The organism is Bacillus sp. L381 (assembly GCF_030284525.1).
GTDB classification, from domain to species: Bacteria; Bacillota; Bacilli; order Bacillales; family Bacillaceae; genus Bacillus; species Bacillus amyloliquefaciens.
In genome coordinates this window covers 286,001-311,039 of sequence record NZ_CP127224.1, presented here as the reverse complement: position 1 = coordinate 311,039, position 25,039 = coordinate 286,001, and the positions used below count along the sequence as shown (strand labels likewise).

Below are 25,039 nucleotides of genomic sequence, written 5' to 3'. Positions count from 1 at the left end.
AGATTTTAATCAATTAAAGAAAGAGAGAATTCACCATGAGATTACCAGTCAGAATAGCATTGCTTTTGATCCTCTTCTTTTCCGCGGACCTATGTTTTTCCTATGTGCAGAAGGAACTGAGGCCTCAAACGGTATTACAAAAGAGGGACATTCCAAATGCTCTTCATCCGCTCGTTAAACAGAATGCGGAATTATTGCAGACGGCCGCTCTGAAAAAAGGCATCACCGTCGTTATTACAGAGGGTTTCAGATCAATTGAGGAACAAAACGAATTGTACCGTCAAGGACGTTCAAAAAAAGGAAATATCGTCACCTACGCAAAAGGCGGAGAATCATATCACAATTACGGCCTTGCCATCGACTTCGCCCTGCAAAAAAAGGATGGCAGCCTGATTTGGGATATGACGTACGACGGAAACCAAAACGGCAGGCCCGATTGGCTTGAGGTCGTATCGATTGCCAAAACGCTCGGTTTTGATTGGGGAGGCGATTGGAGAAACTTTAAAGATTATCCTCATTTACAAATGATCCCTGGCTAATAAAACCTTTTCTTTTTTTGCTTTTGCGCATCAATATACGGAGGATATACAGGCCTGTACACAAGCTTATATCCTTCATTTCCGGACGGCGTAAAATCGCGCTGCCACTCCAGCCGCAAATGAAAATCAGATAAAAAAGCGGACTTTGCTTCTTCGATAGTAACAGCCGGCACCGGATTGATCTGCTCTAACTGCTCCGGATCAATATCAGGCGCCATGTAAGCTTCCACAAGTCCGGTTACGGGACTGACAAGTATTCTCGCAGCACCGAACCGAAGCGGAATATCCCGATGCCATACGGAAAAATGGTAGCGGAACCGGCCTCTGCCGTCCGTTTTCGGCGGATTCATTTTAAAAAACTCGTCCGCTCTCGGGTAAAGCTTGTATAAAAATTGAAGCGCGGTTTCCTCGCATTCTTCCACTGAATAAAAGGCCGGGCCCTCATGGTCAATAAAAGATTTAAAGGCTGTCAGCTTCCCTGTCTTTTTGTCCGTTTTCATCTTCATTGTATTTTTGTTGCTGCTTTCAAAATAGCTTTCTATACTCAAATCTTTCCTTTCCGGAACTGCCCCTTTCCGCCATGTCGTCCCGATTTCATCCCCGAGATCGCGCCGGTGCGTCTGAATCATATCCGCGGTAAACCCCATCAATTCATCGATGCTGGCTTCCCGTTTATGTTCAAGCGCGGGAAGCGGTTTTGCCGATTCGTTCCTGTCCTCGCAAAACGGCTGATCCGGCACGATATCATCTTCTCCGGCCGGATAGCTGTAAGCCGGGAGAATCGGTTCGTAGACAAGGCGCGGCGTTTTCTCAAAATTGACAACGTCATAGACGAGACTGAAAGTCAGCCCGCTCATATAATGCGAGATCACCTTCTCTTGATCGACGAAGGTTTCCGGGACGGGCGCTTCACCCTTATCCCCGTAATAGAGAAACTGCACGATAAAGCCGCTCTCGGTTACATCAACGAAAAAACCCGAATGGGGGAGCGGCCGGCCGAGCACTTTTTTTGTATAGATAAAACGGATGCATCCATTGCGTTCTTCCCTCGCCTGAAAGGTGAACTTCATAAAAGTAAGCGGGCGGTGTCTGGCCGCAAACCTTAGAGCCGTCAGCTTTAATTCGGCGTCTGACAACTGAAGGTCTGAACCCGGACAGTCATTGCGTAAATATGTAAGCAAAGATCCGTCGCCGCCCAGCTCAATCGTTACCGTTTTTTCCGGATGGTTACGATCTTTCCATATATAATAGGCTCTCGTTTTTTGTTTTTCATCAAAGTCTTCTATTTCAAGCTCATAGTGCGGCGGTATGTTCCCGATCTCCAACGCTTTTTTTCTCAGATGTTCTTTCAGCAATGGGGTCATCCTTTCAGAAGAGTGTATAAAAAAGAACTGTTTTTTATTATATAAAAATGACCTGATTCTTTTAAAGGGAAGAAAGTGCCTTTTATGTGTCTATTTTTAGCAAAGAGGGGAAAGATCCGTATTCAGGGCGGTTATTTTTCATACAAATGTCACATGTCACTTAAAACCCCCAAACCGAACACCTATGACCTTCAGCCTATTAAACTCATGATCGCCTCCCCCGTATGCGCCTCAATAAACCGAGGGAAAACCGGTTTGTATACGAGCCTGTACACATTTCTGCCGCTGCCGTCATCGTAACGGTCCCAAGCGAGATCAGCTTTGGTATTCCGGCGAATCGCATCCTTCGCCTCTTCCATTGTCAATGAAGGCACGGGATCGATATTCTCAAGCTCTTTCGGATCAATTTCCGGCGGCATATAAAAAGTGACAAGACCCGTCTTTTTGCTGACACAGATTCTTCCCTCTCCGAATCGCAAATTAACGCCGCCCAAACAGACTTTATATGTAAGCCCCGCGTTTTCTCCTTCATCATCCGGGTCATCATATTGAACCCGGAAATACTGATCCGCTTCCGGAAACATGGCGAATAAAAAGCGGATGGCAATGTGATGGCATTCTTCCTCGGAAAACACCGGTTCGCCTTCTTCTTGTATAAATGACATCACCCCGGTGAGCCGACCTGATTCTTCATCATACCTTGTTTTCAATACATGTTCATTCCGCTCTTTGAACAGACTTTCAAAGCTTTTATCTTCCCGTGCGGATTTTGTTTTTGCAGGACGCCAGGCAATGCCGATGCAGCCGTCCCCAAGATCGCTTTCCCTATCTTTATAAAAACCGTCATGCAGCCCGATCATGTCATTGATGCTCATCTTTTCCGCTTCAGGTTCAGGGCGTGAAATCGAGACATACGGCCGCGTCTCGTGTTCCAGCTCTTCATACTCTTCTATTTCTTCGTTCTCTTCCTTCAGGTCAGCCGATATCGGCCGCGTCGGAGACACGATTTCATAGACGAGATGGGGCTTGTCATCCCCCTGCACATAGACGGACTGATGCAGTACGGTGAACAGCAGCTCTGCTTCAATCTGTTTGACAAAGTGAGCCGATGCTTCCCGCTTGTCCGCAATTTGTCCGGGCCTTAACAGATCATCCGCTTTCCCTTGGTACGAAAACCCGGTTACTTCCCCTGTTAAAGACAGGTCGACGTAAAACCCGGTCAGCGGAAGCGGCAGACCGTCAGCCATCTGAACAAAGGAATATCTCACTTCACCTTCATTTGCGGAACTGCTTTTTTCCCGTTCGAACTCAGCCAATGCCCCCGGATGATGGGTTTCTAAAAACGCCCGCATCCGGTCTTCTATGTCCGATTCCGAAAGAGGCGCAAGATCAGTCTCGAAAGCCGGACGGGATAAGTATTTCAGTTTTCCGTCCGGTTCCAATTCGACCATGATGCCGGCTTCCGGATTGTTCTTGTCTTCCCACCAAAACAGAACCTCATCTTCCTGGTATTCTTCCACATTACTCTCGTAGCCGGCAGGTACGTTTCCGATCCGGAGAGCCAGCTGTTTCAACATCTCCTTTTCCATCATAACACTTCCTTTTCTTCCAAAAAGATTAATGATTACCAAGACTCTTTTATACAAAACTAGTATAATTAACCTGTTCGTCTTCATGACTATTGAATCAACCATCATAACAACAGGGGGTAACAAGATGTCCATTAAAAAAATGAGCGCCGTGTTTTTCATACTTCTTCTCACGGCATTTACTGCCGCATGCAGCAGCGAAACAAGCGGCGGCAAGGAAAACAGCACGGCGAAAGTAAAAATAAAAGATACGGCCTGGGTCACTTCAGACGATGCTGAACATCCGACCGCGCTGAAAGTAACGGTCACTGTCAAAAATACGGGCCATGATCCGCTTACCGTCAAAAGCAGCGACTTCTCGCTTTATCAGGATGACGCGAAAACAGCTGCGGCCGATAAAGAAGACCGGATGCAGAGCGGCACGCTTCATGCGGACAAGACAGTGACGGGAAGTCTGTACTTCACGGCTGACGAAGGCAAATCATATGAATTGGTATATCAGCCGCAGGCAAAAGACGCGAAGCCTTTATCTTATAAACTGAAAGTCAAAGGCACAGCTCCGAAAGCAAAACCCGATCCGGCGGACGCATTATCCGCATACATTGATGTGATGCTGTACGGCCGGCATAATAAAGATTTCACCCGCCTGACCGGTGTAAATGAAAAAATGACAGCCGCTGCATACCAGGAATCGGCGAAAGCAAGCTTTATCGCTTCAGCAGGCATTTCGAAGGAACAAGCGGACTCAAAAGCCATTTCCGCTATTATTGACGCCATGTCAGCAGCGCTGCGTGATCACACAGAACTCAAGGTGCAAACCAAATCCATGTCAGACGGCAAAGCCGTCCTGCAAGCAAAAGTGACGCCGCTTGATATGTCTCCGCTTGCAGGCAGGCTGCAAGACCGTGTGCAGGACTATGCCGGAAAGCATCCCGATGCTGATGAAAACGAAATTGTCAGCCATCTGCTTTCTGTCTATCCAGAAGAGTTTATGCGCCTGAAACCGGCTTCTTCTTCCGTAACGAAAGAAATCGAAATGAAGAAAAACGCCCGCGGCCAGTGGTATTTGGACACAGACGCCGATCTGGAAGGATTGACGGAAGCGTTTTTGAAAACGTCCTGACAGCAAGAAAGGAAATAGCACAGGCTATTTCCTTTTTTTATTTTCACTTGAAGATGTCACTGATATATTGAACCTCGTCTTCGGTTAATTGCACATCAAGCACGCCCAGATTATGCTTCAGCTGGTCAGGGCGTTTGGCTCCGGGGATGATCGCATCCACGGCCGGCTGCGAGAGAAGCCATGCGAGTGCGATATGCGCTGCATGCACGCCTTTTTCTTCCGCAACGGACTTCAGCTTATCCACTCTCTCCAAGTTTTGGAGAAAAGCTTCTCCCTGAAACGGCGGCCTGTTCTTTCGGCTGTCCTCAAAGACTGTGTCTTTTGTGAATTTTCCTGTCAGCAAGCCGGAAGCAAGCGGGAAATAAGGGATAAAGGAAATGCCGTTCTTTTCACAGTAAGGCAGCAGATCTTTTTCCGCCTCGCGCTGAATCAGTGAATATTCCGATTGAAAAACCTCTAAATAGCCGTCAGCGTTGAACTCCTGCAATTGCCGGAAGCTGAGATTGGAGGCGCCGATTGCTCTGATTTTCCCTTCATCCTTCAGTTCTTTTAGCGTGCCGGCCACTTCGGCCAGCGGTGTTTTGCCGTCAGGGAAGTGAACGTAATACAAATCAATCACATCTGTTTTCAGCCGCTTCAGGCTTTTTTCCGCCTCACTCCGAAGAAATTCACGGCTGTTGTCCAGCTCGATTTGTCCGTTGACCTCTTTATGCGCACCCTTTGACGCAATGACGAGGCTGTCCCGCCCGCCGCGCTCTGCGACAACTTCACCGATTAACTCTTCGGAACGCCCCAAGCCGTATATAAACGCCGTATCAATAAAATTGACGCCGCCATCCAAAGCTGTGCGGATAAGTTCTTTTCCCGTTTCATCATTAAGATTTGGAAACAGATTATGTCCTCCGACCGCATTTGCGCCAAAGCCGATACGCTTTACCCGTAAATCCGTCCTGCCCAGCGCACGTGTCTCATCCATGGCTCCATCCCCTTCCTGTTATCGCTCTTTTTATTATTAGATAGCCGGCAGGAATTATCCTTCCTGAGAGCGCCTCAATAGAAAAAACCTTGAAAAGCGTTTGCCCTTCAAGGTTTTTTTGCCGTCTATTAAGATATTAAGATGTCAGAGCCGCGGCGAAGCGATCAGCTTCATCCTGCAGGGCGCCTTCGATTTCTTTGTAGCGGCTGGAAATCGTTGATGCGCTGACGCCGTACTTCTTCGCAAGCTTGGCTTGAGAAACGGACGCGCCGTTCAGAGAAATGCTGTTCACATAATATTCAACCGCTGCCGCGAAGGCTTCCGGCTTTCTGATCGTCGGTGTTTTTTTGACACAGAATGTTTTCCACAGATCAATAACCGCCGGAACCAGCTCAGCCGGGTATTCATCCCCGCTCAGACCTTTTTCAATGGCGTCCGCCGTTTCTTTCTCCATGTCATTCGCCCACTCCGCCTGTTTTTCTTCAGCAGCCGGCTTCGTCTCTTCCGCCGTTCCTAAAAGAGCTGCCAGTACAGTGTCGAAGTCCTCCTTCATAAAGCGTTCAGGCGATTTTCCTTCCGCAAGGGCCGGGGCCGCCGCCTTTTTCACTTTGCTGATCAAAGCTTCGGTCCGCTTCACAGGGAAGATCGTAAACTGCATGAAGAACTCCGCTTTTTCCGCTTCGTGGATCGGATAGCCGAGAATCAGGCTTCCCGCCGGCGGAAGATCCTGCTGGCCGACGTCCATTTCCACTTTGAATTGTTTTTTCGTCATGACATCTTCAAAGTGAATCATTCCTTCTTTCACATCTTCAAGCACCATAACGGCAGGTGTCATGCTTTTCCATGATTCAACGATTTCCCGAGTTTTCGGGCGGTTGATGCCGCCGGCTTTTTTCTGAAGATATTCTTCAAAAATCGTCTTGCCGCCTGCCAGAGGACGGAAGAAAATTCCCCAGATGCCAAGGTTGAAGACGCCGATGTCTTTTGTCTGTCTGTCCAGCTCCGTTATGAACTCGTGCTGGTTAATAAATGATGATATGGCGTCTCTATGTGCTGTAAAGGCGTACTCCATTAAGCTTTCCTGAATCTGTTTCGCTTCTTTTGCCGCGATGTCTGCCGGAATGTCAGCTGCTTTACTTCCGCAGCATTTTTTATATTTCTTCCCGCTGCCGCATGGGCAAGGGGCATTTCTTTTCACTTTTCCCACAATAAACCCTCCGAATTCTGATATAACTTTATTATTTTAACAAAAATAACTTCAGAGGGCTTGGTTTACGGCGAAAAAAGAATATGGAAGAAAAAAAAGACCCCGGAAATTCTCTATGTCCGGAGCTTTGAAACGGTTAATTTGTATTTTGTCCGCCGCCGTTCAGACCTTCTTTAATCAGCCCGTTTACTTGACTGTTCATTAAAAGTCCGATGTGCCCGACACCGTGAATCTGCACGTTTCTCGCGCCGATCAGTCGCGACAGCGGGTTCATGACGATTAAGTCCGCTGAGCTGTAAATCGATGTATATAAAATCTTTTGGTTCGGATCAGTTCCCGGAAGCGCTCTGTTGGTCACAAGGCCGTTCGCTCCGCCGAGTGTGACGACGTTTGCGATTTTGTCCCCGCCGTCAAGATTTTTAATGTAATAGAGCGTGTTGGCGCCGCCCATGCTGTGCGCGACGATATCGACTTTATTCGCGCCTGTTTCGCTGAGCACTTTTTTCACGTAATTTGACAGTCTCGGCGCATTGTGTCTGTTGTTTCCGGTTTTGTCCAGAAAATCAATGGCGTACATCTCATTTCTTGACCAGCCTTGGGATGCCAAGTACGTTTTGATTCCCGCGAAGTTAAAGGACGCTCCGCCGATTCCGTGGACCATGACAACCGGATTATGACCTGAGGAGGCTTTTGATACGGTCGGGTGGAAGGCAAATATGGAAATGACGGACAGCATACTAACTGTAAGGATGGCTAGGACTTTGCTTTTTATTTGTTTCATGAACTTTCCTCCTGCTATGTAATATTTTTGCAATTTTCATTCTATTAAAGGAGAAAAGGAAAAAATAGTGTATTATTTACTGTTTTCTACAAATAAATAAGAGCGGAAAAATAAGAAAGTCGCCCCTTTCCCGAAAGCACGATTATGCTTTAATACGGCAATCAAAAAAAGGATAGAGCGCCCGGTTCTCTTTTCCTAGATGCATTGAAATAGATCGGAGTCCGCATATTCATCAGTCTGAGCATCGGCTGTTTGAGAGTTGAGAGGGTTTGAAGCTGTCAGGCATGAAGAGAAAACTCCCCCCTATCCCTACTATTTCGTTCTTCCATCATATAAAAACAGCATCCCGCCGATCTCGGTTACTATAGGAACGATTATTAAACCGGACTGCAGCATGCCTTTAACGATTTTTGAATTTTCCTGAGAAAATATCCGTTTTAAAAATCCTTGACACCGCCATGTGAAATCACGATAATAGACCAGTCACTATATTTAAACTGTCATTAATAAGGTGGGAACATAATGAGTTATGGAGATTCTCGTGAAAAAATACTTGCCGCGGCCACTAAGCTGTTTCAGCTGCAGGGGTATTACGGCACGGGACTGAATCAGATTATTAAAGAAAGCGGTGCGCCGAAAGGTTCTCTTTACTATCATTTTCCGGACGGCAAAGAGCAGCTCGCCATTGAGGCTGTCAATGAAATGAGCCATTATATCCGTATGAAAATAAAAGAAAGCCTTGATGCCTATCCTGATCCTGTGGAAAGCATTCAAGCGTTTTTACAGGACTTATCACGCCAATTTACATGTCCGGAGAACTTCGAAGGGTTTCCTGTCGGTTTACTGGCTGCCGAAACTGCTTTAAGAAGCGAAAAACTCCAGCAGGCCTGTCAGTGCGCTTATCAGGAATGGGAGAATCTGTTCGCTGGCAAATTGAGATCAGCCGGTTTTTCTGATGAAAAAGCGGCGGAAATCAGCACTGTTTTAAATGCCATGATAGAAGGCGGCATCATTTTGTCTTTAGCCAAAAAAGACAAAATGCCGATCATCCATATTTCAAAACAAATCCCCAGCCTTCTGAAGACATAAATACGAGAGACATGTTACGTATATAAGAGAGGAGAATGATTTTGGAAAACGCTCAACCTTCCAAACAATATAAAGTCATGCCGATCATGATTTCTTTGCTGACGGCAGGGTTTATCGGCATGTTCAGTGAAACGGCGCTGAATATCGCCCTGACTGACCTGATGAAGGAGCTGCATATCACTCCTGCGACCGTCCAGTGGCTGACGACGGGCTACCTGCTCGTACTCGGTATTCTTGTGCCGGTTTCGGGGCTGCTGCTGCAATGGTTTACGACGAGGCAGCTGTTCATCGTGTCACTCGCCTTTTCCATTGTCGGTACGCTGATTGCGGCCCTTGCGCCGAGCTTTCCGTTTCTTATGGCGGCAAGAATCGTACAGGCTTTAGGAACCGGGCTGCTGCTGCCGCTGATGTTTAATACGATTCTCGTCATCTTCCCGCCGCATAAGCGCGGAGCGGCGATGGGGACGATCGGGCTGGTCATCATGTTCGCTCCTGCGATCGGTCCGACTTTTTCAGGGCTTGTGTTAGAACATTTGAACTGGCATTGGATTTTCTGGATTTCCCTGCCGTTTCTTGTCTTGGCTCTTTTATTCGGGATCGCCTACATGCAGAACGTATCAGACATTACAAAACCGAAAATTGACGTGCTTTCAATTATTCTGTCTACGATCGGATTCGGCGGCATCGTCTTCGGTTTCAGCAATGCGGGCGAAGGATCAGGCGGCTGGTCAAGTCCGACGGTTATCGGTTCGCTCACTGTCGGTGCGATAGCGCTCATCTTATTTTCCATCAGGCAGCTGACAATGAAGCAGCCGATGATGAATCTGCGCGCTTTCCGCTATCCGATGTTTATTCTCGGTGTCGTGATTGTATTTATCTGTATGATGGTTATCTTATCAACAATGCTTCTATTGCCTATGTATTTACAAAGCGGACTGATGCTGACGGCGTTTACGTCGGGGCTCATCCTGCTGCCGGGCGGTATTTTAAACGGCTTTATGTCTCCGGTGACGGGGCGTCTGTTTGATAAATACGGGCCGAAGTGGCTTGTCATTCCCGGGTTTGTCATCACGGCAGCCGTGCTTTGGTTTTTCTCAAACATTACCGGTGCTTCGACGGCCCTTCTGATCGTCGCGCTTCATACATGCCTGATGATCGGTATTTCCATGATTATGATGCCGGCGCAAACGAACGGGTTAAACCAGCTGCCGCCGGAATTTTATCCGGACGGAACGGCCATTATGAATACGCTCCAGCAGATGGCCGGCGCAATCGGCACTGCGGTGGCGGTCAGCATCATGGCGGCCGGTCAGAAGGATTATATGAACACCGTGAAAAATCCGGATGATCCTTCCGTGTACTCCCACGCGCTGATTGCGGGCGTCCAGCACGCTTTTATCTTCGCAATGATTGTCGCCGTGATCGGCCTGATCAGCGCTTTCTTTATGAAACGGGTCAAAGTGAATCACTCATAAGAAAACAGCAGACTCTCCATGAGTCTGCTGTTTTTTATATACCGCGGGCTTTAGCCAGTTCATCAATCGCATAAATAAGGTCATCGGCCGTGTTATAGAAATGCGGCGCCAGCCGGATGATTTGTCCGCTGGGCGCGCATACGATGTTTTTCCGTTTCAAAAACGCAGCCGTTTCCGCCGCTTTTTCATCCCATATGGAAATCATGCCGGGCCTGTCATCGGCTGACGGCGGGCCTGCGAGGCGCAGCCCTTTTTCAGAAGCGTATTCGTACCCAAATGCGCTGAGTTTTTTTACTTCTTGATGAATACGATCTGTGCCGATATCGTTTAAAAGGGATAAAGCCGCCTGTGCCGCATATATGCTGATAAATGCCGGGGTTCCGGTCTCGAAGCGTTTGGCTCCGTCAGCATAAGAAAAATGGGTTAAATTCAGCATCGACGCCCGCTGCTGCCCGAACCACCCGGTGACTTTCGGCTTCAGCCGCTCGGCAAGTTCCTTTCTGACATAAAGAAACGCCGTCCCCGGTATGCCGAGCATATACTTTCTCGCACCCGCAGCCAGCATATCAACTCCCCATTCATTTACATCAATCGGGACATGCCCCGCCGATTGATAAGCATCGACAAAAAGAAGCGATCCCTTCTTTGCGGATATCTCGGCAATGCGCTTGATATCCTGGACGAAACCGGACGTATATGACACATGGGGCACACAGGTGAAAAGCGTCTGCTCCGTAATATACGTCTCATACCGCTCTAGCGGAATCATTCCTTCTTCAGATGGAATCACTGAAAGCTCCATCCCAGTCTGAGCCTTCAGAATGTGAGCGATCGCCGGAAAATCTAATTCCGTATACACCGCCTGTTTCTTTCGGCAATCTGGTAAAGCAGAAACGACGGCAGAGGCGGCAGCCGTTACTGAAGGTAAAACGGCAATTTCTTCAGGCTGGGCGCCGATCAATTTCGCAAACTCACATCTTGCCTGCTCCGTGCGGCAGGTGGCTTCCTCCCAATTTCCTCCGTACAGAAGCAGGCTTTCCTGATAATCAGTTATCGCTTTTGACACCGGCCGGGCAAGAGCGCTTTGAGAGCAGCTGGCGAGCATCGTATGTGTTTGGAGCACAGGAAATAAAGATCGGTATTGCAGCAGAGGCGAATTCAAGACTATTTCCCCCTTCGGCAGGAATATATGTCCATTATAGAGTATGGTAAAAAGAAAAGGAGGGTTTTTGATGGAGAAAAAAGTATTGCTTACAGGCTTTGACCCCTTCGGCGGGGAGACGGTCAATCCTTCATGGGAAGCGGTCAAACGGCTGGATGGTGCCGCTGAAGGCCCCGCTTCTATCGTATCCGAACAAGTTCCGACCGTTTTTTACAAGTCCCTTGCCGTGCTGCGCGAAGCGATGAAGAAACATCAGCCTGACATTATCATCTGTGTCGGACAGGCGGGCGGCAGAATGCAGATCACGCCGGAACGGGTCGCGATCAATCTGAATGAGGCGCGCATACCGGATAACGAAGGAAACCAGCCTGTCGGGGAAAACATTTCTCAAGGCGGTCCCGCGGCCTATTGGACCGGCCTTCCGATCAAACGGATCGTTGAAGAAATAAAAAAAGAAGGCATTCCCGCGGCTGTATCCTACACGGCGGGGACGTTTGTATGCAATCATCTCTTTTACGGGCTGATGGATGAAATCAGCCGTCATCATCCGCACATCCGGGGCGGATTTATACACATCCCGTACATTCCGGAGCAAACCTTGCAGAAGTCCGCGCCGAGCCTCAGCCTTGATCACATCACAAAAGCGCTCAAAATCGCCGCGGTAACCGCCGCGGCGCATGAGGACGATATTGAGACCGGCGGAGGCGAGCTTCACTAAGCGGCGGACGGCGTCTCGGCCCATTTCTTTCGGTAAACGATGCGGGACAGCGTCACACTGATTTCGTAGAGGACGAGCAGCGGAATCATGACGAGAAAGTCAGACATAAAATCCGGCGGCGTAATCAGCACCGAGACGACGATCAGCAAAAAATACGAAAGCTTTCGAGCCTTTGCCAACCGGGTTGGGTTCACGATCCCCAGACGCGTCAGAAACATGACGGCCAGAGGCATTTCAAACAAAAACCCGAACGGCAATGTAAGATTAAGCATAAAGGTAAAATACTTATCCGCCGTAAATACCATGTCAAAGTGGCCGGCGGATAATTGTGTTAAAAATCCGAGCACAATCGGAAAGAGCACAAAATACCCGAAGGAAATTCCGATGATAAACAAAACGGAAAGCCCGGGAATGTAAAGCAAAGCGGCGCGGCGTTCAAACGGGGTCAAGGCCGGCGCCGTAAAACGCCAGAGCTGAAAGGCGGCAACCGGAATCGTTACCGTAATGGCGCAAATACCCGCAATCATCATGTACACCCATAAAATCTCGCTCGGGCCTAAAACGGCCAGTCTGCCATGCAAATCCTTGATCAGCCAGTCATAAATATCCTGCACAAACCAGCAGGCGCCGATAAAAAACACGAGAAAGGCGATGACGGTTTTAATAAGACGCTGCCGGATTTCCTCTAAATGCCCGATCAAGTGGGTTTCTTTTTTATCCAATCGTACATCCTCCTTATATAAAAGAAGAGGCAGAAGCGGATTCGTCTGCCCCCCGTGTCATGATTCAGCCTGCCGTTTTGTCTTTCTCAGCCGCCTGCTTGTCCGACTCTTCATTTGAGACCAGTGTTTTTGCGGCGCTTTTAAATTCAAGCAGCGTCCGGCCGGCTGCACGGCCGATTTCCGGAAGCTTTGAAGGTCCGAAAATGATGAGAGCGATGACGAAGATCAGGATTAACCCGGGAATGCCGATATTTGAAAACATGAATGTGCCCCCTTATTGTGAGATTTTGGCCCGTTTCTTTCTCATTTGCTTTTCGTGCGCATTGTTATGGGCGAAGAATCGATCCTCTTCCACTTCGTTTGACTGCTTTAAGCCTCCCGCAACCGCGTTTTGAGAGACCTTCCGAATCCCCGTCTGGTCTTTCTGATAAATGAAGGAAGCCCGCGTGGATACCTCAGCCCCCGGCTCCGTCACATACGGCACCACTCTGTAATCCGCCCTCCATTGGGCCGGCGTCACCGTACAGCGGACATAGCCGCGGTAATCGTTGAAAAACTTAATGTGCGGGTTTTGTTTTAAGATCTGATCCGTATCGGCCCGTTTATCCGCCCCGTTTCCTCCCGATGTAATGGAAGTCCCGACGAATTCGGCGCCGAAGATCTTTGAATTCGTTTGATTAAAATCGGTATGCAGGTTTGACGCCCAGCTTGCATGAACATCACCCGTCAGCACGATGACATTGTTCAGATTTTTGCTTTTTATAAAATTGATGACCCGCTCCCGCTGTGCCGGGTAGCCGTCCCATGAATCCATGCTGAATATCGGATTCGCGGTTGTTCCGAAATTCCATTGTGCGAAAAAGATTTGCTGCGCCAGCACATTCCACTTCGCTTTTGATGCGGCTAAGTTTTCGAACAGCCATTGCTCCTGCTCTGTCCCCATCAATGTGCGTTTCGGGTCTCTCCACTCATCAGAAGGGGGCTTATTCCCGTCTCCGTTGGCCTGGTCATCTCTGTACTGTCTTGTATCAAGCACATTAAACGAGGCTAAATCGCCATATGAGAATTGCCTGTACAGCCGCATATCAGGGCCGTTCGGCAGTGACATGCGCCGGAGCGGCATGTGTTCATAATAAGCCTGATACGCTGCGGCGCGTCTGAGCACAAACGCTTCAACCGATTGGCCTTTTTCGGGGATGACATTGGCATAATTGTTTTCCACCTCATGATCGTCCCACGTCACGACCCACGGAAATGCGGCGTGGGCGGCTTTCAGATTGGCATCAGAGCGGTATTGGGCGTGACGGTTCCGGTAATCTGCCAGTGTATACACTTCGGCGCTGCTGTGCGTCCTGACATTTCCCGTTTTTGACACATATTCATTCGGTCCGTATTCATAAATGTAATCTCCGAGATGGAAGACGAGATCAAGCTTTTCCTTCGCCATATGCTTATACGCCGTATAATAGCCGTGTTCATACTGCTGGCATGAGGCAAACGCAAACGTCATGGCGGATACGGTATCACCGGGGGCGGGCAGCGTTTTCGTCCGGCCGACGGGGCTGAGCTCATGCCCGCTTTTAAATCGGTAATAGTACACTTTATTGGGCTTGAGCCCGTCCGCCTCCACATGGACGGAGTGACCGAGATTCGGCTTGGCCATTTCCGTGCCGCGTTTGACGATATGGCGGAAATGTTCATCAGTGGCGATTTCCCAATTTACCGGCACAGCCTGCTTCGGCATGCCGCCCCCATTCAGCGGGTCCGGGGCAAGACGCGTCCAGAGAATGACGCTGTCAGACAGCGGGTCGCCGGAAGCTACGCCGAGGGTGAACGGATAGTTAGAAAATTTCGGAGCGGCATTCACTTCAAACGCGCCGATGGATTGCGCGATCGCTAAACCGAGGGAAAGGCCGGCGATTTTCCCCGCGCCCTGTATAAATGCGCGGCGGTCAAATGTATTGTTCTGAAAGCTTTTGTTCTCCAATTCCTTGATCCATTCATCTAAACGGCCGTCATGTGTCATGTCAGTTCCCCTTTCTTCTCATTGATCGCCCTCATTATAAAAAAGAAATGTTAAACCGCTATGAAGAAGTGTGAAGGATTTGTAAGGCCGGAAAATGAACGGCGGGAGACATTTTTCACATTGTTTCGACAAACCTTTGCCCAGCCGGGAGAAATCCCCCTCTGTTTCTTTTTGGCTTTCATCCGTCAAGCGCACTTTGTTCCTATTTTTCTTCACAAGAAATTAAAAAAACACCGTTCATTCCAAGAACGGTGCGTCCGGTATTAAAATGTATTGTACACGTTTTCGCATGTTTCGCCTGTCGGCTGATAGAAGCAGTGGGATTTGAATCTGGCAACAAGCGGCTGATTATACCAAGTCGGCGGGCAGTCTCCCGGCGGCTTAAAATACCATAGGCTGAATTTAGCCGGCCAAAACCGTTCACCGTTAATCGTCCGGCGGGCAAGCCTCCGCTCGGATTCACGCGGCCTCTGGTAAAAGTATCCGTGAGTCACCGCTTCAAACGCGTGCGGCTGAAATACCATCTGCCTGATGGTGCGCAAACCTTTAAAATCAGAACAATTCGCCCGCACCCGATTGATTCCCACATTGCCGACCAGCAGCATTCCCTGCTTTCCTTCGCCTTCCGCTTCCGCCCTGAGCAGCCTTGCCATTAGATCGACATCGGCGTTCGACGCTTTTACGACTGCCATCATGACACCTCCCGTTTTTACTCCTTTCATCATATTCAGCCGCGGCCCAGTGATGACAGACAAAAGCCAGAAAACAAATGTTCACGAAAAAAAGGTTTATATTTCACATGATGAGGAAACATACTAACATGATTTCCATAAGGAGGAATTCGCATGGAGCACATTAAAGCGCTTGCCATTAAAGGCATTATGACCATCATTATTCTGTATCTGATCCTGGGCTTAGGTTTTCGCTTTACATTCGGCGACGTGCTGCTGATGACCATTGTGTTGGGAGCCGTTTCCTACTTTACGGGCGATCTTTACGTGCTGCCGAGATGGAATAACATTACGGCGGCGTCCGCTGATTTCGGAATCGCGTTTCTTGTTGTATGGCTGATGGGGATGCCGCTGTCCATGGGCATTTCAGGAGGAAGACTGGCGTTTGCCGCTCTTATTTCCGCCATCATCATTGCTGTCGGAGAATACTTTTTCCATATCTATCTGATGAGAAAAGACTTGGGCGGGTCCCGTTTTTTAGAGCCCCGATCTGAATAACGCAAAAAAGTCCGGATAACGGCCTTCAGCTTGTAGAGAAAATGATTTCTTTCCATATTCATTTGATTTCAGGTGCAGAAAAAGCACTCCCACATACCTAGCCTTGCTTGGCTAGGTATGCGGCAATCTTCTTCATGTTCTGGCATGGCGGCTGTGAGGAGAACTTGTTCGCTCACATTTAGTTTTCCCCTCAACCTGCAATAGCGAAGCCCTTGCAGGTGTTTTGAATCTGCAAAGCTTCGCTCTATTTTTTTTGCAGAGGTTTTTTCCTGAAACAGACAAACGTTTTGTCTGACCTTTTCTTTATCATCCTCCCATACATGTCGGGTGATGACCTTTTGATGGTTTATTGATCTTTTGCATTGTTCGAGAAAGTGCATGCGGACCAGATTTCAGGATATGATTTATATGATCGATATCCTTTTCGGTCAGTTGTTGCGTATGTAAGCGTTTGGTGATTTAGACAAATGTATCTGTATAAACACTTTATACATCTTGATATAACTGATAAACCCTTTTCAGCCTTTCTTCGAGCTGTTCAAAATGAACGAAGCGGGCTTCTCTCAGAAACTCAGTCCCATCAATGAACAAAAGAAGCACGGGGACAGTGAAGACTGAAAATCTGCCGGCAACCTCTTCTACCTCGTCAGCATTGATATGCCCCAATTTGATATTTGGAAACTGATCCAATACTTTTCTGAGCTGCGGCAGAACAGCGTGACATACTGTACAGGCAGGTCTTGAAATGTAGATAAAACTGAATTGATGCTGTTTAATAAAATTCTCGATAGAATCTAATGAATGTAAGTCTGTCAGCTCTTTCATCAAAACCCTCCTTCAAATCGGCTCGTCTTTCATGACCAAGCTCATCAATACTCGTACCTTCACTATACACATTTATATTGATCATACCCGATTTTTTGCTTTGCAGAGCACCCGCAAATGATGCTTAAAATTCCAAAACAAAAGAACAGTTACCGCTTTTCAGTAACTGTTCTTAGATACTTATATTAAAAATGCAAAGCGTACGCCCCTGAACCGATGAGTGCAACTCCGATGGAGACTACAATCAGCACCAAGTTATATTCAAAACCGCCGGCACCGTTCGCAAACCCTTTCGCTCCATGAACTTTTACAATGGCACCTAACATAATGATCGTTATGATAGCAGCTCCAAGCGGGAGGAATACACCTAAAATAAATAAAATTCCGCTTACGAATTCCCCGAGACCTGATAAAGCGGCCGCGGCATTGCCTGGTTTAACTCCAATTGACTCGAACCATTGCCCGGTTCCTTTAATCCCGTATCCGCCAAACCAGCCAAATAATTTTTGTGATCCATAAAACAGAAACACCACACCAATCATGATTCGAATAAGCAATAATCCTGTATCTTCCATTTTTATCTCTCCTTATTTTTCATTTTATATGATGTACTGCAAGGCAGCTTGTTTACCAACGGTCACTTCCAGCAAACATCTGTTAAATGTATGTCTTTTTATTTTTCTTCATGCTTCACGTTCATCTATAAATCAATCTAATTCTCTCACTTCAAACGGCAGCAGCACTTGTTCAATATGAGCCCGATGCGGTTCATACTGCTCAGGGAGCATCAATTTTTTGCCCATTGTTTCTTGTGACTCATCATGGGCAAAGCCCGGCGGATCAGTTGCGATCTCAAATAAGATTTCCCCATGTTCTCTGAAGTAAACCGCATTAAAATAGTTTCTATCCTGAACAGGAGTCACACCATATCCGTGTGCAGCAATGAATCTTTGCCATTCTAATTGATCTTCGTCATCCTGAGCCCGCCAAGCGATGTGATGGACCGTGCCGACACCCATTTGTCCGCGGCCGATAGGCGTTAATTTAAGATCAATCACATTTCCGATATCACCGGCAGAACGATAACGAACGAAGTCTCCTTCTTTACCGACTCGCTCAAGCCCCATGATGTTTTCTAGCACTTCACCTGTCTTTTCAGGCTGTGCTGATAACAGGGTTGCACCGCCAAAGCCTTTAATGGCAACATCCGGGGTTACATCTCCGAAAGTCCACGTATTGGCCTCCCCTGCTTCTCTTTCCACGATTTCTAAATGCAGGCCATGCGGGTCATCAAATTCTATATATTGTTCCCCAAAACGCTCGATTTTTGTGTATGGCACGTTGAACTTTTCAAGTCTCTTTTCCCAAAATGCCATAGCACCTCTCGGCACGACGTAAGATGTCACACCAACCTGTCCGTCTCCAATGATGCCTTGACGGGCGTCCGCCCACGGAAAGAATGTGATGATTGTTCCCGGCTTCCCGCCTTCATCCCCAAAATAAAGGTGATACGTACCCGGATCATCAAAATTGACCGTTTGCTTGACCAATCTCAGCCCCAGCACTCCAGCGTAGAAATCAGCATTCTCTTGAGGGTGACCGACAATTGCTGTAATATGATGTATTCCCATCGTTTTTTTAGCCATTCTTATCCGCTCCCTTACAAATATTTAAATATACTCCACAAACTCATTCACAGGCTTTCGGTAGCCGCGCGGCCTTCTGCTTTCTGTTTTTTCTTTCCCGATTGTAATCATCATGACAATCTCAAATTGATCATCTATATTCAAAATCTGTTTCACGGCTTCAGTATCAAACCCTATCATCGGACAGGTGTCCCAGCCTTTTTCCTTAGCACTCAGCATAAACATCATCGCAGAAAGTGAAGCATTTCTTATCGCCTCATCTCTCTTAAATGGTTCTCCCCTGTTTTCATAAAACGAAACGGTGTCTTGAACCATGTGATCATACTCTTGTTTATTTAATACCCCCAGCATCTTCAATCCTTCATAGATGTCAGCCGCTTTCTGATATGCCTGCTTATCCCCTAAAACCAAAAGAACCGCTGATGAGCTAAACACTTTATATTGTCCGTTTGCGGCCTGCTTCAGCTTTTCTTTTACATCCGGGTCAAGAACCGTCACATATTTTGTATGCTGCAAATTAAAAGCTGATGGAGCCAACGCAACCAATTCAAACATTTCGTTAAGTTCATCTCTTGTGATTGGATGATCTGGAAGAAAGTTGCTTGCAGATCTTCTTTCATTCACTAGCTGTACAAATTCAGCCATTTCCCTCGTCCCCCCTTTATCTCGAATTCGAGATATTATGGTATAAAAAATCAAATAGCATATGATCAAAAAACGAAACGTTCTCTTCACTGATCTTTTCGTGATTCAAACGATCGGCAGGTTCTTATCCTGCACTCTAATTAAATTATATTGAATTAAAATATCTTGAATTCGAGATAATAATAAAAGATAAATACTCAAATGTCAACAGTTCATTTTTAAATTCAGCGCAATTTTGTCTGTGTACTGTTTAGCCCTGCTCCAACTTTTTTTCTGTCACCTTATTTATTAGTAAACAGGAAACAACCTTGCTATAGACCCACTCGAAACTGAATTGGTATGATAAGCAAAGTGATTACACAAGAAAGGATACGGAGAGCGAATCAAAAGCGCTCCTATTTTTTTGTGCAGTTTTATAGGAGGAAAAAATGACAAGTGAAAGAGAACAAATAAGCAAAAAAGTTGCCTTGATTGCATTGATAGCCAATCTGATCTTAATGGCAGGAAAGATCTTTTTTGGACTGGTAGGCGATAGTGAAGCAGTTTTTGCCGACGGTATACATTCTGCAGCGGATGTCGTGGCTTCGATTGCTGTCCTGGCCGTCATCGGCATTTCTAATAAGCCGCCCGATCAAGACCATCCTTTCGGGCATGGCAAAGCTGAGGTCATCAGCGAAGCGATTGTAGGAATAATATTAGTGCTCGTTTCCGTGTATATTCTAATAGAAGCGATTTCGTCCTTTGTTGAAGGTCCAAGCATCCCGCAATACAGCGCATTGTTTGCGGCTCTAATATCCTACGTGGCTAAGCAGATCTTATATCGTTATTCGATCAAACAAGGGGAAAAATGGAACAGTAAAGCGGTTATAGCGATTGCATACGATCATAAAGGCGATATCGTTGCCTCTCTTGCCGCTTTTATCGGCGTCCTATTGGCGATTATCGGGACCACCCGCGGATGGTCCTTTCTGTTGTACGCCGATGCAATTGCCAGTGTCATCGTGGCGTACCTCATTTTTAAGATTTCAATGGAATTAATCAGGCCCTCTGTTGACGTTCTCATGGAAAAAAGTGTTGATCCCGAACTGATAGAGGAATATAAAGCGGTTATTTTGCATTGTCCTCAAGTCAAACGACTCGATAAAATCCGAGCGAGAGAACATGGCCACTATAAATTGCTTGATGTCCGGTTATCTTTGGATCATGATTTGACGATTAAGCAGGGACACGATATCGCCCGCGAAATCCGAAATGAAATCAAAAGACACTTTTCAGATGTTGAAGAAGTGCTCATTCATGTGAATCCTTATTTTGAAGAATGAAAAAGCAGCTTGTATAGAAAATGATGTTTTTCTACAAGCTTTTTTGTTTTGTCCTGTTTCTTTACATATTCATTTGATTTCAGGTGCAGAAAAAGCACTCCCACATACCTAGCCTTGCTTGGCTAGGTATGTGGGAGTTTTCAACATCATTTTGAATAAGATCAGCGGATCAAGTGAGGGACGGCCTTTATTTCAGCTGCAGTAAGGTTTGACCTTTTCAACGCTGAAAGAGAAGTCTATGTACTGATCAATTTTTCAAAGCAGGTGATCCTCTTCGACAAGTTGGTCAAGCAGAACAAATTCGGCTGTGTTTTGAGAAGCGTTTCTTGTGTGGAACATGAGAAAGACACGTCCTTTTCTGTCTTTCCTTTATTTTATGACAGGGGAATGGAAAATAAAGGCTGTCGAGATTTTCTCGACAGCCTTTAGGCCGGATAACGGCCTTTTTTGTTTGATTTCACTGATCAATATGCTTTTTGATAAAATGCAGCAGCGTGTTTCCCTGAGCCGTCAAAATGACGCCCTTTGCGCCGCACTTCGGGCAGGGCGCTCCTTCTTTCTCCGTGCCGGTTCCTTCGCAATGCGGACAAGTGAGTTCAAGATCGTCGGTTGCGATCACCATGAATATCCCTCCTTTTTTGATTTTCTGTCCGTCTCCAGTCACTTTCCATGGCCATCACCTCCTTAACGATACAAAAAAACCCCATCCATCAAAGGACGAGGTTTTCGCGGTGCCACCTTTATTAACGGCTGAAAAGCCATTCTCTCAAAAAGTACAGAAACAACACGGTTTCAATACTCCTTTCTTGATAACGGGGAAAGAATCCCGGCACCGCCTACTTTCATTTCAGCGCAGCAATTCAGAAGCCCATTCGGCATCGGACGGGGATCGGTTCACAGCGGCCACCGACTCTCTGAACCCCGCGCGCAGATGCGTACTTACTCTTCCTCAGCATTGTTCATCCGTTCTTTTATTTTAAAAAGTATCATACGCTGTCATCCGGCGGAAGTCAATAACCTTTCGAATCAGACAGGCCGAGCATTTCCCGCGCCATTTGCATATGTTCTTCCCGCCCCGTCTGAAGCGCGAACTTCGCTGTCTCCACAGGATAAGCAGCCTGCCATTCTGTCACATGCTCCTGCATTTTCGGCCAGACACGCCCGCCTTCAGCTTGGTAGCTCTTAATCAGGCGTTTCGTTTCTTTTTCTCCTAATATCACTTGATAAAGGACAAAATCCTTGGCCGGATCGGCAACCTTTGCCTCCGTCCAATCGAGAAGACCCGTCACCTGCTGATTTTGACCGATTAATATATGCGGAGGATGCAAGTCGCCATGGATCAGCGCGGAAAAATCAGGCCAATACGAGCTGTCATTTATCCATGTTTGCCATCTTTGCCAAAGCGGCTCTGAAACTCCGATTTCTTTTTTTATATGATCCATCGATTCCGCTGTCCTTTGCCTGACGTCATCCGGTTTTATGATTTCAATGCCGGATCTGGAGGCAGCGGCCGGATCTGCCCCGTGCAGCTCGGCTAATGCCGCGGCAAGCGAGCCGACAAAACCGTCTGAAGGCGGCTCGTGCTCCATATTCCAGACGTACTGTTTCTTATCCAGATCAATTGCGGCGGCGGGTATCCCGCCCAGTTTCGGATAAGCGATCAGTTCCGGTGTATGAATCCGCCAATCGGGCACTGATACCGTGGCATAGCTGCGGAGAAACGTGAGAACGTCACTTTCCGCAGCCGCTCTTTCGATAACATCGGGGCGGCGCGGTTTTCGGAGCACCCATGTTACGCCGCTGTCATCTTCAGCAAATACGACTTGGAAGTCCATACCCGTTTCATTTATGTCCGCCCCTTCATATTTTAACTGTAAGCCATTTTCCTTTGCGATGTTCAGAACGGATTCTATATCCCTTTGTTTTGTCATTTTGTTTCCCCATTTCCCTTATTTACTGACACAGAGATTCGCCTGAGGCGGAGAAAAAAAGAGAAATGTGAAGACGCCAAAAAGAGGGCGGCATAATCGCCGCCCCCTCACTATAACTGTCAGGGTCCTTTATTCAGGCAGACAATCCCGGTTTCCTCCGCGCTCAAGGCAGAGACATTGACACTATTTCATTAGTGCGTAAACCGGAATATAATTTGCCATCAGGATCCCTCCGTTCTTTTTTGAGTTAACATTATATTACACAAAGACCTGATATAAGTAAACTTTATTGTTCAGGTTACCGGCTTCCCCCGCTGACAAATTTCGATCCTTCGCGTAAATCTTTCGCCTCCAAAAAGAAGACGTGAATGAATTTTTTCATATTCACTTTAACCGGAGAAAGCGGAATCGTTTCTTTGGCCTGCATTTCTTTCATTCTCTTGCTGACGGCAGGGAAATCGAAGAATTTCGAGGCGTAGTATTCAAATTTGGGATTTGAAAAATCCGTTGTGCCCAGAGAAGCGAAGTGGTTTAACGAATGAATGATTGCTCTTCTGATCCGCTGTTCGGAGGCTTTGGTCTCCCTGCTGACGTCTGCTTCCGACGCCGCGGGCCCCAGTTTCCGCAGCGCGACATTTGTAAACACCCGCTTCAGCGACGGAACGCTTTTTTGCGCTTGCTCATCCTCAAATAAAAAGTGCAGCACGGCCATCAGATCGTGCGCGCCGCTTTCTCCCACAATCCCTAATTCTGATAACAGAAATTTCCCCGTCTCTTTAACGGATTTTTCATGAGCTTCAGGAAGGCGGCTTTGCTGCGGTTCATTGCGGTGAACAAGCCGTCTTAACGAATTTTGGATGTCGCCGATGGACGTTTCCAATTCTATAAGGTCTTTCACTTTTCGGAGCACGGTGATGATCTCAATTTTGTTGATCGGTTTGTGGATAAAATATTCAATACCGAGAGAATAGGCTTCCCCCACCATTTCCTTCGCCTCCACCTGCGATATCATCACCGTTTTTCCGGTGTACGAATTCTGCAGGTGCCGGATCGTCTCAATCCCGTCCCGCCCCGGCATCAGCAGATCTATTAATAAAATGTCGACTTGTTTAAAATGGAGATAATGCCCTTCAATCTGACTCCCGTCCTCCGCCTCACCGACGACTTCGCCTAAGTCCTCATCCTCGATAATCTGTCTCAAAATAGAACGGATCGCCCGGTCATCATCAGCTATAAAAAAACGCATTATGAACTCCCCCTTTCTGCAATCAAATGCCTCACCGGCAGCTGAATCGTAAATATGACGCCCTTTGGCTTGTTATGAAAGGAGATGTCTCCTTCAAGTTCAGTTACGATTTCCTTCACGTAAGAAAGCCCGATGCCCGTTGAAGGGGTGCCGAATTCATCGTATTTGGACGTAAACCCCGGATCATAGACAATCTCTCCGATTTTTTCCGGAATGCCGGGACCGTCATCTTCCGCCTGAAATTCGGCCGTATCATCCTCCGCCCTGCGCAGCGTGAGGCGGATCTCACCCCTGTCTCCCATGGCCTCCACGGCATTGGCGGTAAGATTATTCAAGATCGACAAGACGGTAAAGACATGGTAATCGGGGTGCTCTCCTTCAATCACGCTTCGGAACTGAATGTCCTTGCCTAAAGATTCGGCGTATTTTTCATTGATGCGGATGACGAGGCCGATCAGGGCGGCGGCATCCATGTAATCCCGGAATCTCTCATTTGAAATCAGCTTCGACAGTCCGGCGAATATCCGCTGATTGTCTTTTTTCACTTCATGAATTTCTCCCGCCAGGCGCAGCATGCGGCTGCCGAGCTCCCGGTCGTTCCCGCTCATTTCCCGATACAGCTGATAGGATTCCTTCGTCACATGTTCCGTCGTTTTCAGCGTTTTTTTCAAATGAATCGTTTCTTCATACAAGTTAGACACGATCATCAGCATGTGCTCATGCTGCTTTCTCGTTTGCTTTTCCCTGACCTGAGCTTCATGCAGTTTCATCACGTTGAAAAAACTCAGCACTATAAATGTGTGAGAAACAGCGATAACCGCAATATCCGCCAGCTTGTCCGGTATCATAATCGGCTGGCCCCCGGAAAACTGAACCGCCATTTCAACGGTGTCAGACGCGATTTCAATGAGAAAACCGAGGAATCCGATCATCAGCAGCCGATCCCGGAAATGTCTGACCTTCAACATGTAAAACAAGCAGGCATATGTAAAGTAAAAAAAGAAACTTGGATATTGGCTGAAAAAAGCCTCCGTAAAGCCGGCATGCTCTCCTCCCCAGCAAGCCAGGCCGATCCGGAATGCCACAACGGCTGCACCTGTCAACAGCCCTGACAATACCGCCGGCACATGCCGCAACAGCAGCAGAAAAAAGAAAAAAGCGGGCGCGCCGAAGCTGATCCGGTACACCTCATTTACGGGGTAAAATTTCAGTTCCCCCGCCAGCGGCACGGTGATCAGCATAAGGGCGAAAAGATAGCCGTCTTTTTTTAGTAAATATTCGAGCCTGATCACAATCACTTCCTTCTTCTATCTATTTTGAATAAGACCGAAGGAGTCCGCAAATTTCTTTAGACCCGGTTAGCGGGACGCTCGGGCTGATTTATAAATCTATCGGCTTATTTTAAGAATGATTTTGTCGTATTT

General features: G+C 47.3%; 25 protein-coding genes, 2 pseudogenes and 1 other annotated feature. Of the genes and pseudogenes, 7 read left to right on the top strand and 20 right to left on the bottom strand.

Annotated features, from left to right (window positions below):
- Positions 1 to 35 precede the first annotated feature (35 nt).
- A complete protein-coding gene (cwlK, locus tag QRX25_RS01540) occupies positions 36 to 539 on the top strand; it encodes a peptidoglycan L-alanyl-D-glutamate endopeptidase CwlK (protein WP_212100206.1) in 504 nt (167 codons plus the stop codon).
- Here the strand turns inward: cwlK and QRX25_RS01535 are convergent.
- Together QRX25_RS01535 and QRX25_RS01530 are read right to left on the bottom strand one after the other, a co-directional pair.
- Entirely contained in the window at positions 536 to 1,894 is a 1,359-nt protein-coding gene (locus QRX25_RS01535) for a YcdB/YcdC domain-containing protein (RefSeq protein ID WP_212100203.1), read from the bottom strand. The genes cwlK and QRX25_RS01535 overlap by 4 nt on opposite strands.
- Positions 1,895 to 2,094: 200 nt before the next feature.
- Positions 2,095 to 3,492, bottom strand: coding sequence for a YcdB/YcdC domain-containing protein (locus QRX25_RS01530; RefSeq protein WP_212100200.1), 1,398 nt, complete (start codon positions 3,490 to 3,492; stop codon positions 2,095 to 2,097).
- Between the two features lie 127 nt (positions 3,493 to 3,619).
- Between QRX25_RS01530 and QRX25_RS01525 the strand changes: the two genes are divergently transcribed.
- On the top strand, positions 3,620 to 4,615 hold the full coding sequence (locus tag QRX25_RS01525; RefSeq protein WP_212100197.1) for a DUF5105 domain-containing protein: 996 nt from the start codon (positions 3,620 to 3,622) through the stop codon (positions 4,613 to 4,615).
- Between the two features lie 43 nt (positions 4,616 to 4,658).
- Here QRX25_RS01525 and QRX25_RS01520 read toward each other — a convergent pair whose 3' ends face one another.
- The 3 genes from QRX25_RS01520 to estA all read right to left on the bottom strand — a co-directional run bounded on the left by QRX25_RS01520 (position 4,659) and on the right by estA (position 7,534).
- Positions 4,659 to 5,591 (bottom strand): aldo/keto reductase, encoded by a 933-nt coding sequence (locus QRX25_RS01520; protein WP_212100194.1) that lies wholly within the window; start codon positions 5,589 to 5,591, stop codon positions 4,659 to 4,661.
- Positions 5,592 to 5,727: 136 nt separating this feature from the next.
- Positions 5,728 to 6,798 carry a helix-turn-helix domain-containing protein gene (locus QRX25_RS01515; protein WP_065980639.1) on the bottom strand — a complete coding sequence of 357 codons (1,071 nt, stop codon included), beginning with the start codon at positions 6,796 to 6,798 and terminating at the stop codon, positions 5,728 to 5,730.
- A 136-nt stretch (positions 6,799 to 6,934) separates the two neighbouring features.
- Positions 6,935 to 7,534: a lipase EstA gene (gene estA, locus QRX25_RS01510; protein WP_373925717.1), complete on the bottom strand. Its 600-nt coding sequence runs from the start codon at positions 7,532 to 7,534 to the stop codon at positions 6,935 to 6,937.
- A gap of 567 nt (positions 7,535 to 8,101) precedes the next feature.
- Here estA and QRX25_RS01505 point away from each other — a divergent pair.
- Both QRX25_RS01505 and lmr(B) read left to right on the top strand, forming a co-directional pair.
- Positions 8,102 to 8,668 carry a TetR/AcrR family transcriptional regulator gene (locus QRX25_RS01505; RefSeq protein WP_065980637.1) on the top strand — a complete coding sequence of 189 codons (567 nt, stop codon included), beginning with the start codon at positions 8,102 to 8,104 and terminating at the stop codon, positions 8,666 to 8,668.
- 35 nt (positions 8,669 to 8,703) lie between these two features.
- Positions 8,704 to 10,143, top strand: a complete 1,440-nt coding sequence (gene lmr(B), locus QRX25_RS01500; protein WP_212100183.1) for a lincomycin efflux MFS transporter Lmr(B) — start codon at positions 8,704 to 8,706, stop codon at positions 10,141 to 10,143.
- Between the two features lie 34 nt (positions 10,144 to 10,177).
- Here the strand turns inward: lmr(B) and QRX25_RS01495 are convergent, their stop codons facing one another.
- Entirely contained in the window at positions 10,178 to 11,305 is a 1,128-nt protein-coding gene (locus QRX25_RS01495) for an aminotransferase class V-fold PLP-dependent enzyme (RefSeq protein WP_212100180.1), read from the bottom strand.
- A 70-nt stretch (positions 11,306 to 11,375) separates the two neighbouring features.
- On the opposite strand from QRX25_RS01495, the gene pcp reads away from it, so the two are divergent.
- Positions 11,376 to 12,023, top strand: a complete 648-nt coding sequence (gene pcp, locus QRX25_RS01490; RefSeq protein WP_065980634.1) for a pyroglutamyl-peptidase I — start codon at positions 11,376 to 11,378, stop codon at positions 12,021 to 12,023.
- Here pcp and tatC read toward each other — a convergent pair.
- From tatC to QRX25_RS01470, 4 genes are all read right to left on the bottom strand, one after another.
- Positions 12,020 to 12,745 (bottom strand): twin-arginine translocase subunit TatC, encoded by a 726-nt coding sequence (gene tatC / locus QRX25_RS01485; protein WP_212100177.1) that lies wholly within the window; start codon positions 12,743 to 12,745, stop codon positions 12,020 to 12,022. The two genes, pcp and tatC, sit on opposite strands and share 4 nt — an antisense overlap.
- A 64-nt stretch (positions 12,746 to 12,809) precedes the next feature.
- On the bottom strand, positions 12,810 to 13,007 hold the full coding sequence (gene tatAD, locus QRX25_RS01480; RefSeq protein ID WP_212100175.1) for a sec-independent protein translocase protein TatAD: 198 nt from the start codon (positions 13,005 to 13,007) through the stop codon (positions 12,810 to 12,812).
- 12 nt (positions 13,008 to 13,019) lie between these two features.
- Positions 13,020 to 14,771 carry an alkaline phosphatase PhoD gene (gene phoD / locus QRX25_RS01475; RefSeq protein ID WP_115998271.1) on the bottom strand — a complete coding sequence of 584 codons (1,752 nt, stop codon included), beginning with the start codon at positions 14,769 to 14,771 and terminating at the stop codon, positions 13,020 to 13,022.
- A 263-nt stretch (positions 14,772 to 15,034) separates the two neighbouring features.
- Positions 15,035 to 15,463, bottom strand: coding sequence for a cell wall hydrolase (locus QRX25_RS01470; protein ID WP_115998272.1), 429 nt, complete (start codon positions 15,461 to 15,463; stop codon positions 15,035 to 15,037).
- A gap of 153 nt (positions 15,464 to 15,616) precedes the next feature.
- On the opposite strand from QRX25_RS01470, the gene QRX25_RS01465 reads away from it, so the two are divergent.
- Complete coding sequence (locus tag QRX25_RS01465; RefSeq protein ID WP_013350905.1) at positions 15,617 to 16,000, top strand: DUF2512 family protein; 384 nt, start codon at positions 15,617 to 15,619, stop codon at positions 15,998 to 16,000.
- Between the two features lie 97 nt (positions 16,001 to 16,097).
- Here the strand turns inward: QRX25_RS01465 and QRX25_RS01460 are convergent.
- The 5 genes and pseudogenes from QRX25_RS01460 to QRX25_RS01440 all read right to left on the bottom strand — a co-directional run.
- A pseudogene (locus QRX25_RS01460) lies at positions 16,098 to 16,472 on the bottom strand (transposase); the annotation flags it as partial.
- 14 nt (positions 16,473 to 16,486) lie between these two features.
- Complete coding sequence (locus tag QRX25_RS01455) at positions 16,487 to 16,825, bottom strand: thioredoxin family protein (RefSeq protein ID WP_011996266.1); 339 nt, start codon at positions 16,823 to 16,825, stop codon at positions 16,487 to 16,489.
- Between the two features lie 185 nt (positions 16,826 to 17,010).
- Entirely contained in the window at positions 17,011 to 17,400 is a 390-nt protein-coding gene (locus tag QRX25_RS01450; RefSeq protein ID WP_115998274.1) for a DoxX family protein, read from the bottom strand.
- Positions 17,401 to 17,532: 132 nt separating this feature from the next.
- Positions 17,533 to 18,471, bottom strand: coding sequence for a ring-cleaving dioxygenase (locus tag QRX25_RS01445; protein ID WP_065980629.1), 939 nt, complete (start codon positions 18,469 to 18,471; stop codon positions 17,533 to 17,535).
- A 24-nt stretch (positions 18,472 to 18,495) separates the two neighbouring features.
- The gene (locus QRX25_RS01440) at positions 18,496 to 19,116 is read right to left on the bottom strand and encodes a nitroreductase family protein (protein WP_065980628.1); all 621 of its coding nucleotides are present in this window, start codon (positions 19,114 to 19,116) and stop codon (positions 18,496 to 18,498) included.
- 428 nt (positions 19,117 to 19,544) lie between these two features.
- Here QRX25_RS01440 and QRX25_RS01435 point away from each other — a divergent pair, with 428 nt between their 5' ends.
- Entirely contained in the window at positions 19,545 to 20,438 is an 894-nt protein-coding gene (locus QRX25_RS01435; RefSeq protein ID WP_065980627.1) for a cation diffusion facilitator family transporter, read from the top strand.
- 195 nt (positions 20,439 to 20,633) lie between these two features.
- On the opposite strand, the pseudogene QRX25_RS01430 reads toward QRX25_RS01435, so the two are convergent.
- The 5 genes and pseudogenes from QRX25_RS01430 to glnK form a co-directional block, all read right to left on the bottom strand.
- Positions 20,634 to 20,777 (bottom strand): annotated as a pseudogene (locus QRX25_RS01430) (IS5/IS1182 family transposase); the annotation flags it as partial.
- A gap of 118 nt (positions 20,778 to 20,895) precedes the next feature.
- Positions 20,896 to 21,060 carry an anti-TRAP protein gene (gene rtpA, locus QRX25_RS01425; protein WP_065980626.1) on the bottom strand — a complete coding sequence of 55 codons (165 nt, stop codon included), beginning with the start codon at positions 21,058 to 21,060 and terminating at the stop codon, positions 20,896 to 20,898.
- 88 nt (positions 21,061 to 21,148) lie between these two features.
- Positions 21,149 to 21,400 (bottom strand) — a binding site (T-box leader).
- 48 nt (positions 21,401 to 21,448) lie between these two features.
- Positions 21,449 to 22,369 carry a macrolide 2'-phosphotransferase gene (locus tag QRX25_RS01420; RefSeq protein ID WP_115998277.1) on the bottom strand — a complete coding sequence of 307 codons (921 nt, stop codon included), beginning with the start codon at positions 22,367 to 22,369 and terminating at the stop codon, positions 21,449 to 21,451.
- Positions 22,370 to 22,667: 298 nt separating this feature from the next.
- The gene (gene glnL / locus QRX25_RS01415; protein ID WP_014469677.1) at positions 22,668 to 23,615 is read right to left on the bottom strand and encodes a glutamine utilization two-component system response regulator GlnL; all 948 of its coding nucleotides are present in this window, start codon (positions 23,613 to 23,615) and stop codon (positions 22,668 to 22,670) included.
- Positions 23,615 to 24,907 carry a two-component system sensor histidine kinase GlnK gene (gene glnK, locus QRX25_RS01410; protein ID WP_115998278.1) on the bottom strand — a complete coding sequence of 431 codons (1,293 nt, stop codon included), beginning with the start codon at positions 24,905 to 24,907 and terminating at the stop codon, positions 23,615 to 23,617. Before glnK ends, glnL begins: the two co-directional genes overlap by 1 nt.
- Positions 24,908 to 25,039: the final 132 nt, after the last annotated feature.